Genomic DNA, 17,800 nt, shown 5'->3' with positions numbered 1-17,800 from the left:
CATTTCCTTTTTATATTTCCATGTCGATATTAATATCAACTTCCTTCACCGGTGTTATTCACCGATATTGGTCTAATGCACTCTTTTGGTGCTTTATTTACCTGACGTTGGTTTTTTATATCTTTATTTAAATCGAGATTAGGCTGATGGTTCTTATTTGCTTTGGCATTGAGATAGATACGCAAAGCTTCTTGGTTTTCCTCATAATTTAAGCCTGGACAGATAATGCCCTGTTCAATCAATGACTTCAGCAATGGTTCATCATTCTCTATAGTGTAAGCCTGTGACAGTGAGGATAAGGACAGAACCATTAAAGCCATTGTTTTATGAGACATTGTTATAATTAGCCATTTGTTTTGATTATGTAACAAAATATATTTATAAAATTAACCAATCAAACTGTAAATTTTTACAAGTTATTGTCTATCCTATTTTCAACATTAAGAGTTAATATCAAATGCCCTCAGTTAATTATCTTATTGTCAGTTATTTATTGAATTTTGGTGAATTTATAGTTGATTGTTTTAATAGTAAGTATCAGTGTGGATAATATGGTTATTGTCTCTCATGTTAATAGAGGTAAGGCTTTAGATAGTAATAAAAATACCGTTATACTTTGTGTTGATATAAGAATAATGAATTCTATTGTCAGCCCAATGATGGATTATTCGTGTTTAAATTATTTTGACTCGAATTATCACGATTTCTTCGATTGAGGAGAGGTGAAAGCGCTTGTGGGCGCAATGTTACGCAAATTTTTGGGTTGGAGCGGCTGGTGGTAGTAGCGAACAAGTTGGGTAGTGAAAAAGCTGATGATTAAAGAGCCTGTGTGCCGGCTCTTTTACTAAAGGGTTAAGGTGAGTTTTCGCTGTTATGATTGGGATACGTCGCGATAAAAGTAACGCTCACAAATCGTTGGTTTGACACGTTTAATAGCGTGCGAAATTAAAGCGACGATGAGAACTGAGAATACGATTCTTCCCCAGAATATGGTGTAAAAATCAGCCCCGATCAGTAAGATCAACAAGGTGTCTTCAATCAAACTGTGGAGCAGATTGAGTAGCATAATGGCGGTAAACACGTCTCTTGCGGCTATATGTCCTTTCTTTGCTTCGTTGATCAATAGACCTCCTCCGAACGAAAGACCGAGCGTGATCCCTATGATGGTTAGATTGGTCGCATCTTTGCTGATGCCTAGTAGTCTTAAAAATGGTCGTAGCAGCAGAGCCATTAACTTCTCGATGCCAAGAACCTTTAAAACTTTAAGTAACAGTAGCAGTGCTGAAATCACCATGAATATCACTGCAAAGTTTTTGAGTTGTTCGATAGCCCAACCGATGTAACTGTTATCTGACGATACTTCTGGCTGCCATAAGACGGTTGCTGGATAGTTGAGTAAATCTCCGTATTGATAGCTGAGATTCAGTAGCCATGCCAATACCAAGCTGCCGCCGACTCTGACTGATAAGGTGGCAAGCCAACTTACCCCTGCTTTTTTCGCGATTGCGCCTTCGATTGGTAGCGAATGAGCGAGCAGCATCATGCTGCCTAACACAGAAGCTTGAGCAACCGTTAAAGAAACATCGGAGTTGATGAGAATAATTAAGCCAGCGTAGATATTGGTGAGGATGGTTGTGGCCCACACTAGGCCCATCTCTTTTGGTAACCCAACGCTTTCCATTATTGGGCTTAACCATTCACTCAGAATCACTATGCCGCCAAGCTCTTCTACGACTTTTATGACGATGATAATTGGAATCATGATCCGAAAAAGCGTTGAGGTAACATCGAAAATCTCTTTTAAGAGTTCTTTAAAAAATTGATAAGTGGATTTCATTGATACGTCCATGTTGCGACTGTTTGATTTAAGAAGATCTTATCGTGATTGCTGTGATCGTGATTTCTAAATCTCGTTATAAATTCGGCTATAATTTTTTAATTACTTTAATATTGGAAATTATTGCTCGCAAAATGGGGAGATTAAGAAATTATGGAAATTGACCGCATAGATAGAAGCATTCTTATCCAACTTCAAAAGAATAATCGTATTCCCAATTTAGCATTGGCCGAGCTTGTTGGTTTGTCACCGCCTGCCTGTTTAAAGCGTGTAAAACGTTTGAGAGAGGAGGGAGTGATCGTGGGCGATGTATCTATTATTAACCCTGAGCTTGCTGGTCATAAGATGACTTTGGTCGTGTCTGTCGAAATGGAGCGAGATAGAGGCGATATTTATCAAATTTTTCGCCATTCTATCTCGAAGGCTACAGAAGTTACGCAGTGTTATCAGATCTCAGGCAGTTATGACTTTATGCTTATCGTGACTGTTAAAGATATCCAAGCCTACGAAGACTTTGTTGAGCGAGTGCTACGCAAAGATCTCAATATTCGTAAGTTCCACACCTCTGTATCAATGAGAACGGTGAAGTTTAGTACTGAAATGAATTTAGAAGAGGCGTAACCGAGAGTAGGACGTTTAGTACAAAATTGCAGCTATGTGAGGTAACTAGCTTAAATTCGTATAAATAGCAGGCATTTACGCAAAATGTGACGTTCACATTTTGTCATAACTTTAATAATTGTATATATTCCTCGCCTAAAATAATAATTAACCAAAGTTAATAATAATGACTGTCAGCTCATCTTCTCTATCTTGTGAAACGTTACTCAGCGAACACGAACAACTCGTATCAACGACGGACCTCAAAGGCGTGATTACTTACAGTAATGATGCTTTTTGTCGTATCGCAGAATACAGCCAGCAAGAGTTACTAGGGCAACACCATAATATCGTTAGGCATGGCGATATGCCTAAAGCGGCGTTTGCCGATATGTGGTTAAACCTTAAGCAAGGCAAAGCGTGGCGGGGTATCGTAAAAAACAAAACCAAATCGGGTGGATACTATTGGGTCGATGCTTATGTGACGCCAATTTACGATAATGGGAAGGTGAGTGGTTACCAATCGGTACGTGTGAAGCCTAAAAAAGAATGGGTACAAGTTGCCGATAAAGCATACCAAGGTTTATTGAAGGCTGAGAAATCTGGTCGCCAATGGTCGCTGCAGATCAGTGATAGTGTTCGTTATGCCGTCTTGTTGGGCTCGCTCGCTGCACCGCTGATTTCAAACCTTGTCGAAGTAGGGCAAGTGTCTCAATGGCTTTTGAGCTTACTACCTGTTTCTGCTCTTGCGCTGTTGTTCCGCCAAGAACTCATCGACACACCTTTACAGCTGAAAAAACTGCAATCAAAGTTCGATAGCGTGAGCCGCCTAGTTTATTCAGGGAACAGTAAGTTTTCTGTGGCTGATTTTCACTTAAAACTTCTGTCTGCTCGTATACGCACTGTATTAGGTCGAATGACTGACTCAGCGAAACCATTGCAAGATTTGGCTGACAATCTTAATGCCACGTCGTTTGAAGTGTCTGAAGCGTTAGATCAACAAACCAAAGACATTCTGCAAGTACGTGAGGCAACCGAAGAGGTTGAATTAACCGCGAATGAAGTTTCGTCTCGTACAGAAGAAGCACATCAGATTGTCGATGTGACTCTAGAGACTTGTGCTGGCGCTAAAGAGAGCATTGACCAAACTCATCGCAACCTTGAAAATTTAGCTTCACAAGCTGAAAAAGCGACACAAACGACTTACCAACTGAGCGATCAAGCGCAAAGTGTCAGTAAGATAATGGAAGAGATTGGTGGCATTGCGGAGCAAACCAACCTGCTGGCGCTCAACGCAGCAATAGAAGCGGCGAGAGCGGGTGAGCAAGGTCGAGGCTTTGCCGTAGTGGCTGATGAAGTACGTGCGCTGTCTGGGCGTACTTCGAACGCGACAGTACAGATAAAAGAGAGCATAGAAACCATGCTCACAACCATTAAAGGTTGGCAGAAAGATATTCTGGCGAACAGAGAGCAGACCGATGCGTGCGGTGATGTGGCGAAGGTGAGCGCAGAGCGTTTATCTGAAGTTGAAAACCTAATGCAATCTATGAACGAGTTGATGCAGTCGGTAGAAAACTCAGCCCATAAGCAACGCACACTGTCGAGTGAGGTGAATCTTCACATGCAATCTATCGCGTCGACTGCAGAACAGAATTTAGTTGCCACTCATTCAGTAAAGGATCATTCGACAGAGCTTAAAGAACAAGTAAATGAGTTCTATCAGTTAGCTAAACGTTTTGAAGAAAAGTAGCGACCTTAAATAACTTCATGAAAAAATATAAGAAAGCCTTGCATGATGTGCAGGGCTTTTTTGTAGGTGAAGTGAAGGTTAGAAAAGCTTTGAAACAAAAATAAAACATCGTTCAATTGAGGTTAAGTTACACTTCTCATATTCCAATCAAAAGACAGAGCATCAGCATGCGCCCCCTTATTGTTACCACCATTTGCTTAAGTTTTATTAGTGTTCCTTGTATAGCCTCCAAAGGATCAAATTATCTCTATACGGGATATCAGAATACGAGGGTGAGCGACGATGGCTTTCAAGATTACTTTGACAATGCCTACAATAACTCTGGGAGTAAGCAGCTTTACGGTGGCTATCTCGGTGGTAACTATGCCTTAAACGATACTTTCTTCGTCGGCTTTGACTCGTCAGCAACCACACGCTCTTCAACGACACTGTCTGATTTGTCTATTCAGTTGGGCTGGTATCAGCCCATTACTTCACAGGTTGAGCTTTATGCCTCTGGCGGGGTAAATTGGGTTAGACCACAAAGGCGTTCCTCGTGCCGAAATGACACCATCCTCGGTCCGTGTTATAGAGAGACCATCAAAAACTACGATGAAGGCTTTATCGGTGAGGCTGGGGCGATTGTTTCTATTAACGAGCGTTGGTCGTTGCAACCATTTTATAGCTATTCGGACACGCATAAGCATGGCTTAAACAACTTCGGTGTGGTGAGTTCGGTTGACGTTCTTTCTTGGCTCGCGGTCGATGCTGGGTATGAACACACTTATAGCAAAAACCTAAACCAGAACACGCTTCGCCTTGGGGCAAGGTTTACGTTTTAATGGTGAAAGGCGAGATACAAAAAAGCCCTACATGAAAATGTAGGGCTTTTGGTATGCATCAGCCTATTTCAAGGCGAGACAATTGAATCAAGATTAAGCTAGAAGCTCTTTCGCTGTGTTTACTACGTTTTCAGTAGTGAAACCGAACATCTTGAATAGCTCACCTGCTGGTGCAGATTCGCCGAACGTTGTCATACCGATGATCTTGCCACCGAAGCCAACGTACTTGTACCAGAAGTCAGCGATGCCAGCTTCTACTGCGATACGCGCTGTTACGTCAGAAGGAAGCACAGACTCACGGTACTCAGCGTCTTGCTTGTCGAATGCGTCAGTTGCAGGCATAGATACTACACGTACCTTCTTACCTTCAGCTGTCAGTTCAGCCGCAGCGTTAACCGCTAGCTCAACTTCAGAACCTGTAGCGATAAGGATTAGCTCTGGCTTACCTTCACAATCTTTCAGGATGTAACCACCCTTCGCGATGTTCGCTACTTGCTCTTCGCTACGCTCTTGCTGTGCAAGGTTTTGACGAGAGAAGATTAGAGACGTTGGGCCGTCTTTGCGTTCGATAGCCAGTTTCCAAGCGACTGCAGACTCAACTTGGTCACATGGGCGCCATGTGCTCATGTTTGGCGTCAGACGTAGAGAAGCGATTTGCTCAACTGGTTGGTGAGTTGGGCCATCTTCGCCAAGACCGATAGAGTCGTGCGTGTAAACTTGGATGTTCTGAACTTTCATCAGAGCAGCCATACGCATTGCGTTACGAGCGTATTCCATGAACATTAGGAACGTTGCGCCGTATGGTACGAAACCACCGTGCAAAGCGATACCGTTCATGATCGCCGTCATACCGAATTCACGTACACCGTAGTGGATGTAGTTACCTGCTGGATCTTCAGCAGAAACAGACTTCGAACCAGACCACATAGTTAGGTTAGAAGGTGCAAGGTCAGCAGAGCCGCCTAGGAATTCAGGTAACATAGCACCGAACGCTTCTAGTGCGTTTTGAGACGCTTTACGTGATGCGATGTTTGCTGGGTTAGCTTGAAGGTCAGCAATGATTTGGTTTGCTTTCTCTTCCCACTGTGCAGGAAGCTCACCGTTTACGCGGCGTTTGAATTCAGCTGCCAGCTCAGGGTGTGCTGCTTCATAAGCTGCAAGTTTCTCGTTCCACGCTGCTTCCTTAGCTGCGCCTGCTTCTTTCGCATCCCATTCTGCGTAAACTTCCGACGGAATTTCAAAAGGACCGTGCTCCCAACCAAGTTCTTTACGTGTAGCTGCAATTTCTTCAGCGCCTAGTGGTGCACCGTGACAGTCGTGTGAACCAGATTTGTTTGGAGAACCAAAACCGATGATAGTCTTAGTACAAATTAGAGTAGGGCGTGGGTCCGCTTTAGCAGCTTCAATTGCTGCGTTGATTGCTTCAGCGTTGTGACCATCTACTGCTGGAATTACGTGCCAGCCGTAAGCTTCAAAACGCTTAGGCGTATCATCAGAGAACCAACCTTCCACTTCACCATCGATAGAGATGCCGTTGTCATCCCAGAAAGCGATAAGCTTACCAAGACCTAACGTACCCGCTAGAGAACATGCTTCGTGAGAGATACCCTCCATCAGACAGCCGTCACCCATGAATGCATAAGTGAAGTGGTCAACGATGTCGTGGCCTTCTTTGTTGAATTGTGCCGCTAGAGTTTTCTCAGCAAGCGCCATACCAACAGCGTTAGTGATACCTTGGCCTAGTGGACCAGTTGTTGTTTCGATACCCGGTGCGTAACCGTACTCTGGGTGACCTGGAGTCTTAGAGTGCAGTTGACGGAAGTTCTTAAGATCTTCAATTGATAGCTCGTAGCCTGCTAGGTGCAGCAGAGAATAAATCAGCATAGAGCCGTGGCCGTTTGAAAGAACGAAACGGTCGCGGTCAGCCCACTCTGGGTTAGACGGGTTGTGGTTTAGGTGATCACGCCAAAGAACTTCAGCGATGTCAGCCATACCCATAGGTGCGCCTGGGTGGCCTGAATTTGCTTGTTGTACGCCGTCCATGCTTAGAGCACGAATAGCATTAGCTAAATGTTTACGATCCATAATAACTACCAGTGTTTAAATATTGGAATTGGAAATTGAAAGGGGAACGCAAACGTTCCCCTTTTTTAATTCTGTGTGGTTACAGCTTAGCTGCGATCATGTCTTCTAGTTTGCCTTGGTCAACTGCGAAGTTGCGGATACCTTCTGCAACCTTCTCAACTGCCATTGCGTCTAGGTTGTGCTCCCATAGGAACTCAGCGTGAGTCATTGGAGCTGGGCGCTCTTTAGAGCCTTTAGAGTCAACTAGCTTCTCTACAACTTCACCTTCAGCAGCTTCTAGTTCAGCTAGAAGAGCGGGAGCGATAGTTAGACGGTCACAACCAGCAAGTTCTAGGATCTCGCCGATGTTACGGAAGCTTGCGCCCATAACTACAGTGTTGTAGCCGTGCTCTTTGTAGTAGTTGTAGATGTCAGTTACTGAGATTACGCCTGGATCTTCAGATGCTTCGAAGTCGCGACCTTCTTTCGCTTTGTACCAGTCCATGATACGACCAACGAATGGAGAGATTAGGAATACGCCAGCTTCAGCACATGCACGAGCTTGTGCAAAAGAGAATAGAAGCGTTAGGTTACAGTTGATGCCTTCTTTCTCTAGGATTTCAGCAGCACGGATACCTTCCCAAGTAGAAGCAAGTTTGATTAGGATGCGATCGTTAGTGATGCCAGCATCGTTGTACATTTTTACTAGCTGACGAGCTTTAGCTACGCTGCCTTCAGTGTCGTAAGAAAGACGAGCATCAACTTCTGTAGAGATACGGCCTGGGATTGTTTTCAGGATTTCTTTACCGATGTTTACTGCAAGCATGTCACAAGTGTCTTGAACTTGTTGAGCTTTATCAGCGCTTTGTGCTTTAGCGTATTCGATTGAAGCATCGATAAGTGGCGCATACTCTTCGATTTGAGCCGCTTTAAGAATCAGAGAAGGGTTAGTTGTTGCATCTTCTGGCTGGTACTTTTTGATTGCATCGATTTCACCAGTGTCTGCTACTACTGTCGTTAGTTTACGAAGTTGCTCTAATTTGTTGCTCATTTTGATCATCCTATCTATCGCATTACATCTCGTGAGAAGAGAGATGTGGGCATTTGCAAGCTAACTAATGAAGTTCTCAGTGGAGTTTCCAGTGAGCCAAACTTACATTAATTTAAATTTTTCTTCGAACGAACATTTGCACAGAACATTTGATCGCTCGATGAGTAAATGATGTAGCCATATTTATCTGATCTAGCACCAAAGTCAACGAAAAATAGTGCGGTATGGTGACTTCAGTCAAATATATTTCGCTCTAGTAATCATGGGCGATACAAGCAAACGTTTAATACGCTGAGCAAGGTGAATTAATCAACAATAAAACTATGGCTAACACCTTGAGCAAATGTTCCTTGTTGTTACATATGTTCAAGGTGTAAACTTGTGTATCACTTGCTTAGCCATCGAACATTTGTTCTTCAAGCAGGTAAAATAATTGTTAAATATAGGTTGAGTGGTATATGAGTAAGAATATCCAAGATGTTTCCGAAGAAAACACTGATCTCCTGACTGAAGTCGCGGTTGCTTATTATCAGGACGGTGCCACCCAAGAAGAGATCTCGAAAAAGTTCTCTATCTCTCGTGCAAAGGTTGGTCGTATGCTCAAGCAAGCCCGTGATGAAGGTATTGTTGAGATAACCGTTAAGTACCACCCAGTCTTCAGCGCCAAAATCGAGCAACGCTTAATTGAACGTTTTGGTGTTAAGCGTGCACTTGTCGCTCTGGATCAACCGAATGAAGAGCAACAACGACTTCAGGTCGCAGGTTTAGTGTCTAACTACCTAACCAGTACACTAAAAAACGGCATGGTGGTAACAGTAGGCCAAGGTCGTAACGTGTCTTCTGTTGCTCACCATACTGGTGTAATTACCCCTCGTGATTGTAAGTTCGTGTGTGGCATCGGCGGCATTCACCCTAGAGGCGGTATGTTCAATGCTGACCACATCTGTCGACAGCTAGCGAAAAAGTACGGTGGTTCGTCTGAAACTTTGTATGCGCCTGCTTATGCAGAGAATAAAGCGCAAAAAACCGCCTTTATGGAAAACAGCACAGTAAAGCAAACACTCGATCTCGCTCGAAAGGCAGATGTTGCTTTAGTGGGTATCGGAGACATGAGCGAAAACAGTTACATGGTTGACCTAGGTTGGTTTACCGCGGGTGAGGTGGTTCAATCTCGTTTATTACAGGGCGTTGTTGGTGACTTTGCTGGCTATGACTTTTTTGACGTTCACGGTAAAGCGGCAAACACCGTTATGAGTGACCGAGTCATCGGTTTGGGGTTAGAAGAGTTTCGCCCAATCGCTGAGGTGATTGCGATAGCTGCCGAGAACAGTAAACCGCTCGCGTTGTTAGGTGCTTTAAGAACTGGTGTGGTTGATGTAATAGCAACCAGCGTAAGTAATGCACTAACCGTACTGAACTTAGATGAGCAGATTACATTAATTGATAAATAAATTATTTATTGTTGGTCTTCCTTTTTAATGCGCTTTTATTCTGATTAAAAATGGGTGGGTTATTCAGCCTTCCCATTTAATTATATTATTTATACTGTCATAAATTAAATTTATATAAGATTAGGTATAATTAATATTTATAGGTTTAGTTAGAAACTTAATTGGTTTACGTAAATCCCCATTGATAAAGTCGCGTTGCATTTAACGCATCAATTATCTCTTATTGAGAAAGAATTATTAATGGGATTATCCTAATGAGGACAAAACTAATTTGTACTGTAATAACAGCGTTATTAGCTGTTATTACAGTACAAGCAAGCACTTTACCTGCACCAATTTGGCATACGATAACTTTTGTTGACGGCAGTTCTAAAGAACTGCGGTTAATGGGCTCTCAGCATATGTTTTGGTATCAAGACCAAACAGGTAGCCTCTATATCCAAGACTCTGACAGTCAATGGTATTTTGCTAGATATGAAAAGAATGAAGAAGAGCAAGGCAGAATAGTTTCCACTGGAGTTCTAGCTTCGAGTGAGACAGATGTACCTTCTGAATCTAATGTTAGGCATATAAAAATAGAGCCAACATATTTCAATGAACTAATTGAATCACCCGCGGCTAACAACAAGAGGTTTAATTATATAAGGAACCAAAGTTCGCATGAAAGCCGAGCTTTAAATAATAAAATCATAGAGCAGCCATTATTAGTGGTACAAGTTAGCTTTTCAAACGAAAAGGTGGACCATGACTTTCAGTCGACGATATTTGGAACCAATCAACAAAGCGTCCAAGATTACTTTCTAAAAAATAGCTACGGTAACTATAAAGTTGTTCCAGCGAAAGAGAGTGAAGGAACAAAGAATGACGGTGTCATTAATGTCACTCTAGATATTGAACATCCAAACTGCCACTCCAAATCAGAGCGTAATTGCCAAACTAAACTCAATAATGTGTTTGAAAAAGCGTATGAAGCCTTAGACGTGGATTTCAATCTTACTCAATACGACTCGAACAATGACGATAGCATCTCACCTCAAGAACTCTCCGTTATGTTCGTCTTTGCGGGTAATGATAAATCTAGCGGTACACGAAAGACTCCAACGATTTGGCCTCATAAGTACGCTCACAGTACCGTCGAGATTGATGGAAAGCGAATCAGCGCTTATTGCTTGTTTGCTGATTATCAAGACGATCATCAGTCAACCATGGGAGTAGTAGCGCACGAACTTGGGCATTTAATGTTGGGTTTGCCGGATCTTTACTCTTATAAGCATGACGGCTCAATTGGACATTGGGGTTTGATGGGAGGCGGAAGCTGGGCAAGAAAGCCTAGCGACGAATACGCAGGTCAGACTCCAGTAAACATGCTGGCATGGAGTAAAGAGGCGTCAGGTTTTCTTAAGCCAACCGTTCTTTCAGAGAACGGCCAGGTCCAAATTGGCACTATTAAGGGGGAAAGCGTGATTCACCTTGACCCATACTTAAAGCAATTTGGGCCTCGAGCTTATATAGAGAACCGACGCAAAACCGATTATGACCAAGCACTTCATGGCGAAGGCTTGCTCATTACGGCGGTAAATATAGATAACCAGTTCAATAGTGATGGGCCGATGCAGGTTCAGATATTTCAGGCTGATGGCGATGGGCTACTCGAGAGTGGGTTTTCATCCGGCGACTCGGGCGATATTTTCCCCGGTAGAGAGACAGTGACGAATCTCTCCGATGACTCTGAACCATCTTTGACTGACATTACTGCGGGAAGAAGTACCGATGTAACCATCTCAAATATTAGTAGTGATGCTGATAAGGCAACATTTTCGTTAGCTATTCCCGATGCGACCACTAAGTCGTCTTGGGTCACGTCATTTGGCCGAACTTATCCACGTTATAGTACAAATACAAACGTACTTGGGTTCGCCATTGACGTTGTTGAGGGGCGTGAGGATATCGTAGGGCTACACTTCTACGCTAAGGCGACGAGTGTTGCTATGCCGATGTTTTATCGCCTGGTTGAATACCCGTTTCAATCAAGATTTGGTAATGCAGTGATTAATGAAGCTGCTGGACGTCTATTGCATCGAGGTGTTGCGCAGCAAGGTGGTGGGCAGGTTATTTTTGATGAGCCTGTAAAGCTTGGAATTGGATCCAAGTTACTGGTGTTAGAAATTGAAAACGGGACACCTGAATATTCAACACAGTTTTTAGATGCTTACTTGGGTGACGGACAGAGGAAAACGCAATTCTTAGGCGCAATATCTGAGTATAAAACTCGAGGTCTGAGCCGTGGCTTCGGCCAAAACTTCCCTTTTGCGGTACTTTTTGAACAACAAAGCCAATCCAAGCCTATTGTGGTAGATGACTCTGTCGTTACGGAAGAAGACAGTCCGTTTATGCTCAACTTATTGGCCAATGACCTCAACTTGCCTACATCTCACCCGTATTCCATTGAGATAGGTCGTAAGCCTGCGAAAGGTGTTATCAGAGGTATTACATATTTCCCCTCGAACAACCAGTTTGGACGAGATAGTTTTACGTATCGTCTTGTTGATGGTGGTGGATACCAAAGTGATTACGCGACTGTTGAGGTTGAAATTAGGCCGGTTAATGATGTTCCCCAATTTAAGCTCAATAAGATTCAGGTTGGTGCTGTAGCTGGTGAGAAAGTGGTATTCGAAGTAACGACGATTACTGATGTTGATTCAGCTGAACATCAGGTCACTTGGACTCAGACAGAAGGTGCTAGATTAGCATTGAGTGGTACACAATCGAAAACATTGACTATACATGTACCAAAAGGAGCGTTGGAAGGTGAAAAGTATCGATTGAGTGTTAAGGTGGCGGACCCCGTAGGTGGATATGTCGAACAGTCGGTCACTATTGATGTGCGAAGAAAGAAGGCATTGTTGTTGGAAACGAAATCTCTACAAGTCAAATATGGCGATGAGGTAAAATTGTTTCCAAATATAAATGGTGAGGTGAAAACGTTAGATATTTTTGAAGCCCCGCGTAATGGGGTAGCTAATATAATCGATGCTCAGATTGTTTATAATGCGCCTGCAGAGCGCAGGCTGGCTTTATATGACAATATTAAATATAAGGTTTTATTGTCCGATGGTGATGAGTGGGTTGGTTCTTTTGATATAGAAGTTTTGCCTAATGTTTCCAATGAATCAGAGGTGACATTGAATCAAGGTGATTCGTCAGGAGGCAGCTCATCATTTCTTATTCTTTTTATACTCTGCTTACTCTCTAGGTTACGAATGAAGTGTTGAAATAAAACCATAATATAATTATGCATATACGGAAAGGGCTACGATTATTAGCCCTTTTTTGTGTCTTGCCCAACCTCATTTCAGAATAAAAACAGCGTATTTTGTCGCATTTTTTGGAATTAAGTAATATTTATAGGTGTTTAGTTTCACTTGATGGCTATCTAGATCACAAATTTTAACAATCATGTTTTTGAGTGACTTTTCATCTGAAGTCTTATAAATGACGAATTTTTACATAAATTTCAGAGCTTTTATTGCACCTTAAAGGTGGTCGATGTATAGCTTTTGGTTATAATTGTGTTTATTGTCATTAGTGTTGAGCATGTGTTGTGTAAGGGCTCAGGAAAACGAATGACAAGTTAAATATGTTGTTTGTAAAAGCACATAAGGATTGTGAATCAGTTGTTGGTTCGGGAAATGTATTTGTTTATGTAGATGGATATAAACATTACTTATGACTATATAAATAATGTTTTTTTGTATCTGAATGACACTATTGTTACTTTTACGCTGATTTTTAATAAGAATAATTAATAGAACAACGCAACATCGGGGTAGTTTTCACCATGAAAAACGTCAACAGATCTATCGACGTAAAATATTTAAGAACATTTTCACACGTTGCTAAGCACAAAAGTTTTACAGCTGCCGCTGAGTCTCTATTTATGACACAGCCCGCGGTATCTCAACATATTAAAAAGATCGAGAGTACAATAGGGGCAAGTATTTTTGATCGAAAAGAAGGGTTTTTACTGACTAAACATGGAAAAGTATTACTGGATTATGCTGACCAAACCATGTCCATGTATGAGAGGTTATTTGAAGATCTAGAGAAAGTGGAGCTAAGAGATCAATTTAACATAGCGATCGACGAGTCATTTTGTTTCGATTTGGTCAATCGAGTCATTAATGAATTTCGAATGTTAAACAATATCGACTTATCCATAAACAGTTTTACTAAGTCTTCTTCATTGGAGTTGTCGCGTTATGACTTAATATTTACTATGGATAGAATTTCACAGGGGAACGGAAAGTCCTATCAATTAAAAACGGTAAACTATGTGATCGCGTATTCTTGTTCCCTTGACCCTTATGAGTGCTATCCACAGAGAGTTGTTTTTTGCAGTTCTTTGTCTAAGTCATATGTTCAAGAGCTATTAAACGACTACAATGTTGAAACATCTCACGTAACAAGTTGGGTTAAAACAAGCTCATGCCAATTGTTAAAAAATGAACTCGATACTAACGGGACGGTTTTGATCTTTCCTGAGTGGTCGGTATGTGATGAAAAGTGTAAGACAATCCCGTTACGTCAGAAAGTAAATATGTATGTCTGGTGTAGTGATGAAATTTCACAAGAACTCGAAACTTTAGGAATAAAAGATAAAATACAGCAACTTTTTCAGATTAGTGATATTTCAGAATCAGGAATAAAGCATAATATTATGTGACTAATTTGATAATGTTGAAATTGTACTGAAAATGAAACAACTTAAAGCAATAGGTATCCCATAAGGGATACCTTTTTTGTAGATATTGAAACGCTTAACCTTACCTACCACATACATCAATATAACTAAAATACCTCCCATAAAACCTATAGAAATCAAGGCTGCGATGACTAGATTCGGTTGAACCCCAACGATCAATGCCGCCAGTAACTTAACATCGCCAGCACCAAGTACTTTTAGGTACCAAAGTAAAACTCCAACAGCGAAGCACACAATAGAGATCGGCAGGGATGAAGCCAAATAACCGTTTGATAAGGCTACAAACAGGTTAACTACCAATGCAACTTTATTTAAGTTGTTTGGTATTTTTCTATGTTTCCAATCAAAAATACATACAAAAAAAAGTATTGAGAGATTTAAGGATATTAAAAATGAGTAATTTATTATTTCTATGTTCATAAGTAAAGGGTATCTATGATTGGTTCTAATATCAATAAAATTGTAATTAATAATTATTATGAAGACATAAAAATAGTTTATCTATCTATTAAATAAGATTCTGTTATGCGATCATAATAACTATTAATTGGATGTATATTTCTTAATCCGGTAACTTTCATTTCGCAATTTCAATAAGACCAATGGTCGATATACTTTTTAGAGGATTACTATGTACTACCAAACTTTAGCAAAACTAGCTGAACTAAAAATGAAGTTCGAAGATGATATTCGCGGTGTTACTGCGGTGGAATATGCAATTATCGCTGTTGTAATGTCAGCTTTAGTACTTGCTGCATTTCAAACAGATGCGCTTAAAAATGCAATTACAGGTGCGTTGAATGCGGTTACAGCCAACTTGACTACTGCAACTACAGGCAATTAAACGGCCACAAATAATATTATATTAAGGGGCTTGGGCCCCTATTTTAGGCTTAATATGAACAGAATTATTATTCTCCTTCTTATCGCTTTCTCTATTTTTTCGACATTGATATATATCAACAGTAATTATATTTCATCGGACAAAGAGCCACAACAAGTCCAGAAAAAAGAAGAACTCAAAGTGAGTATTTTAGTCGCTCAACAAGAGATCAAGCGCTCTCAACCCTTGACTCCCAATTTTTACGAGAAGAAGTTTGTCCATATATCGGATTTAGACGGCTATTACTATACCTTAGAAAAAGACATTGTTGTTCAACCTGGGGCTCTTTTTAAAGAAGACATCAAAGAAGGTACTTATTTAACACAAGAGATGATTTCAAACCCAGGAGACCGAGATTATATGTATCTGTCGCTTAATGATGGCGAATTGCCTTATTTTTATGAAGTAACAGGCATCGGGGTTGTACAAACATCGACCCTTACTCCTGGCGATAAAGTGAGCTTTGTTTCTACTACATCTTCAAAATCAAACCTAGTAGAGAGTGGATATGGAGACATCGGTGACTTGGTCAGCCGAGTCATTATTAGTGGAGCGCGAGTATTACAGGTGATTAAAGGTAGCGAAGATACCGACTCACAAGATGCTGAAGATAAAAAATACAGCTTAGTTATTGCTCTAAATATGCGCAGTGTATTGAAACTCGAAATGGCTCAAAAAATTGGGGATGTAAATATTATTCCTTCAGAAATTGAAAACCGCTATTTATCTATTCGCAGTAGTGACTTATTAGAAACACAGTTTGGTGTCAGAGAACTACGTGGTAAGGACTAACATGAATTTAAACAAACAACATATAGCCTTGCTATTGTCTGCAATTCTCTCTTGCCCATTGCTCGCATCTGAATTAATGAACTTAGATCAAGGTGCGGCGAAGACCATTAATTTAAAGAGACAAATATCGACAGTATTTGTAGCGAACCAAGAGATCGCTGACTACAAAATTATTGATGGAAACAAGGTTGTCGTTTATGGCGTTAGCCAAGGCACTACTTCAGTGATTGTTTATGATCGTGGCGGAAACGAAATTTACAATGCTGAATTGGTGGTTAATCAAAGTCTAAGGCTACTAAAGCAGACGCTAATCGCACGATTCCCTGATGAAAACGTAGTGGTTTCCAATATCGGTGATCAAGTGGTACTCGATGGTATTGTTGGCAGTGAAGAGATTAAACAGAAGATCAACCGCCTTGTCGGTGAAATGCTTAATAAAGAACGTCGTCGTGCCGCTTACGAACTCAAAGATGCAGACGGTGAAGCGCTCGACGAAATAGAGTACACCGCACAATACAACTACGACCAAGTGATTAATAACTTAAAAGTGCTTACCACCGAGCAGATCAACGTAAAACTAACGGTTGCGGAAGTCTCGAGTTCATTTTTAACCGAGTTGGGTGTGACTTATAGTGACAGCGGTGAGCCAGGTACTTTTGTTAATAAGCTGCTCGACTTTACCGCTCAGGATATTGTTGCTGTTATTTCTGCGAGCGGTGATGACAAGATTGGACGCGTGCTGGCAGAGCCCAATCTATCCGTTATTTCTGGCGAACAGGCTAGCTTCCTAGCGGGTGGTGAAATCCCAATCGCGGTGCGAGACGAAGATGGCATTACCATTTCCTATAAAGAGTATGGTGTTAAATTGGCGATGGTGGCAAAGGTCACGGATACAGAGAACATCCGCTTAACCTTGATACCAGAAGTGAGCTCAATTGATGAATCAAATAAGACCACGACCGGGCTTATTTCCGTGCCTTCGTTACGTACTAGAAGAGCCCAAACTACGGTCCATTTGAAAGATGGCCAAAGCTTTGTGCTCGCAGGACTGCTGACTTCAGAAGAGCGTGAATCGTTAACCAAGATTCCAATTTTGGGTGACATCCCAATCTTGGGCGCACTGTTCAGTCACACCTCTACTAACCGCTCTAAAACTGAACTCATTATCGTCGCTACGGTTAATTTAGTCGATCCAGTTGAGCAAGAGCAGGTCAAACTGCCGAGCTTTAGGCGTACCAGCGACCTTGAACGACTCCTGAGAATCGACCTTTCTGAACTTGATGAGCCAGAGCTAGAAAACACAATCAACCAAGGAGGGTTCAACTGATGAAATGGATCGCTATTACTCTACTAGTACTGCTTGCCTCTGCTTGTACGCATGTTGATAGCACGAACACCAGTGTTATTGAGCAACTAGAAGAACGCTTCGAGTTTGATACAACGATCAGCGAAGATTCAATGTCACGCTCTGTGGCTTTTATTCGAGAGCTGAATGCAAGAGAGCCTAAGTCAACGTTCTACGTCAAATACAAGCCAGATGCGAGTGAGTTCGTAGCTAAGTTTCGAGATAGGTTTAAATCGGAGTCGATTGCCAAAGACAGATATAAAGTCGAGCTTGCTGCTGATGACCAGCAGAAAAACATCCTGATCATAGGGCGATACGTTCGCATTAAAAGCAGTGATTGCGGCGTGATGGTGTTTTCGAAACGTGAGGACTACCAATTTGGCTGTAGTGTTGAGCACAACCGTAACATTAGCTTGGTTAACCCAATCAAAAAGGCGAAGTAGC

At 41.6% G+C, this 17,800-nt stretch carries 15 protein-coding genes; 10 read left to right on the top strand and 5 right to left on the bottom strand.

From position 1 onward, the window contains the following. Positions 1-35: 35 nt before the first annotated feature. Complete coding sequence (locus JC606_RS02785; RefSeq protein WP_102423186.1) at positions 36-335, bottom strand: hypothetical protein; 300 nt, start codon at positions 333-335, stop codon at positions 36-38. A gap of 536 nt (positions 336-871) precedes the next feature. Next, positions 872-1,837, bottom strand: coding sequence for a hypothetical protein (locus JC606_RS02780; RefSeq protein WP_061032334.1), 966 nt, complete (start codon positions 1,835-1,837; stop codon positions 872-874). A 153-nt stretch (positions 1,838-1,990) separates the two neighbouring features. On the opposite strand from JC606_RS02780, the gene JC606_RS02775 reads away from it, so the two are divergent. The 3 genes from JC606_RS02775 to JC606_RS02765 all read left to right on the top strand — a co-directional run bounded on the left by JC606_RS02775 (position 1,991) and on the right by JC606_RS02765 (position 5,008). After that, positions 1,991-2,458: an Lrp/AsnC family transcriptional regulator gene (locus JC606_RS02775; RefSeq protein WP_198777861.1), complete on the top strand. Its 468-nt coding sequence runs from the start codon at positions 1,991-1,993 to the stop codon at positions 2,456-2,458. Positions 2,459-2,624: 166 nt separating this feature from the next. Next, positions 2,625-4,187 (top strand): methyl-accepting chemotaxis protein, encoded by a 1,563-nt coding sequence (locus tag JC606_RS02770; protein ID WP_198777859.1) that lies wholly within the window; start codon positions 2,625-2,627, stop codon positions 4,185-4,187. A gap of 272 nt (positions 4,188-4,459) precedes the next feature. Beyond that, a complete protein-coding gene (locus JC606_RS02765) occupies positions 4,460-5,008 on the top strand; it encodes a hypothetical protein (protein WP_240700702.1) in 549 nt (182 codons plus the stop codon). A gap of 93 nt (positions 5,009-5,101) precedes the next feature. On the opposite strand, the gene tkt is transcribed toward JC606_RS02765, so the two are convergent. Both tkt and tal read right to left on the bottom strand, forming a co-directional pair. Further along, a complete protein-coding gene (gene tkt, locus JC606_RS02760) occupies positions 5,102-7,093 on the bottom strand; it encodes a transketolase (RefSeq protein ID WP_116871390.1) in 1,992 nt (663 codons plus the stop codon). Positions 7,094-7,172: 79 nt separating this feature from the next. Further along, a complete protein-coding gene (tal, locus tag JC606_RS02755; protein WP_032552749.1) occupies positions 7,173-8,123 on the bottom strand; it encodes a transaldolase in 951 nt (316 codons plus the stop codon). Between the two features lie 458 nt (positions 8,124-8,581). Here tal and JC606_RS02750 point away from each other — a divergent pair, with 458 nt between their 5' ends. The 3 genes from JC606_RS02750 to JC606_RS02740 all read left to right on the top strand — a co-directional run bounded on the left by JC606_RS02750 (position 8,582) and on the right by JC606_RS02740 (position 14,297). Then, positions 8,582-9,574 carry a sugar-binding transcriptional regulator gene (locus JC606_RS02750; RefSeq protein WP_198777857.1) on the top strand — a complete coding sequence of 331 codons (993 nt, stop codon included), beginning with the start codon at positions 8,582-8,584 and terminating at the stop codon, positions 9,572-9,574. A gap of 254 nt (positions 9,575-9,828) precedes the next feature. Then, positions 9,829-12,846 (top strand): M6 family metalloprotease domain-containing protein, encoded by a 3,018-nt coding sequence (locus JC606_RS02745; protein ID WP_198777855.1) that lies wholly within the window; start codon positions 9,829-9,831, stop codon positions 12,844-12,846. A 566-nt stretch (positions 12,847-13,412) separates the two neighbouring features. Next, positions 13,413-14,297, top strand: a complete 885-nt coding sequence (locus JC606_RS02740) for a LysR family transcriptional regulator (RefSeq protein WP_008216276.1) — start codon at positions 13,413-13,415, stop codon at positions 14,295-14,297. Here the strand turns inward: JC606_RS02740 and JC606_RS02735 are convergent, their stop codons facing one another. Beyond that, positions 14,298-14,756, bottom strand: a complete 459-nt coding sequence (locus JC606_RS02735) for an A24 family peptidase (RefSeq protein WP_198777853.1) — start codon at positions 14,754-14,756, stop codon at positions 14,298-14,300. Positions 14,757-14,967: 211 nt separating this feature from the next. Here JC606_RS02735 and JC606_RS02730 point away from each other — a divergent pair, with 211 nt between their 5' ends. Genes JC606_RS02730 through JC606_RS02715 form a run of 4 tightly spaced genes read left to right on the top strand, consistent with a single transcriptional unit; the run spans position 14,968 to position 17,799 of the window. Continuing rightward, on the top strand, positions 14,968-15,180 hold the full coding sequence (locus JC606_RS02730; RefSeq protein WP_004737212.1) for a Flp family type IVb pilin: 213 nt from the start codon (positions 14,968-14,970) through the stop codon (positions 15,178-15,180). A gap of 54 nt (positions 15,181-15,234) precedes the next feature. Then, the gene (locus JC606_RS02725; protein WP_198777851.1) at positions 15,235-16,011 is read left to right on the top strand and encodes a pilus assembly protein CpaB; all 777 of its coding nucleotides are present in this window, start codon (positions 15,235-15,237) and stop codon (positions 16,009-16,011) included. Between the two features lies 1 nt (position 16,012). After that, positions 16,013-17,338 (top strand): type II and III secretion system protein family protein, encoded by a 1,326-nt coding sequence (locus JC606_RS02720; protein WP_198777849.1) that lies wholly within the window; start codon positions 16,013-16,015, stop codon positions 17,336-17,338. Beyond that, a complete protein-coding gene (locus JC606_RS02715) occupies positions 17,338-17,799 on the top strand; it encodes a hypothetical protein (RefSeq protein WP_004737215.1) in 462 nt (153 codons plus the stop codon). The genes JC606_RS02720 and JC606_RS02715 overlap by 1 nt, the downstream gene beginning before the upstream one ends. Position 17,800: the final 1 nt, after the last annotated feature.

Source organism: Vibrio sp. IB15 (assembly GCF_016406055.1).
GTDB classification, from domain to species: Bacteria; Pseudomonadota; Gammaproteobacteria; order Enterobacterales; family Vibrionaceae; genus Vibrio; species Vibrio chagasii.
The sequence above is the reverse complement of the archived record's forward strand: the minus strand, read 5'-3'. Positions and strand labels throughout refer to the sequence as shown.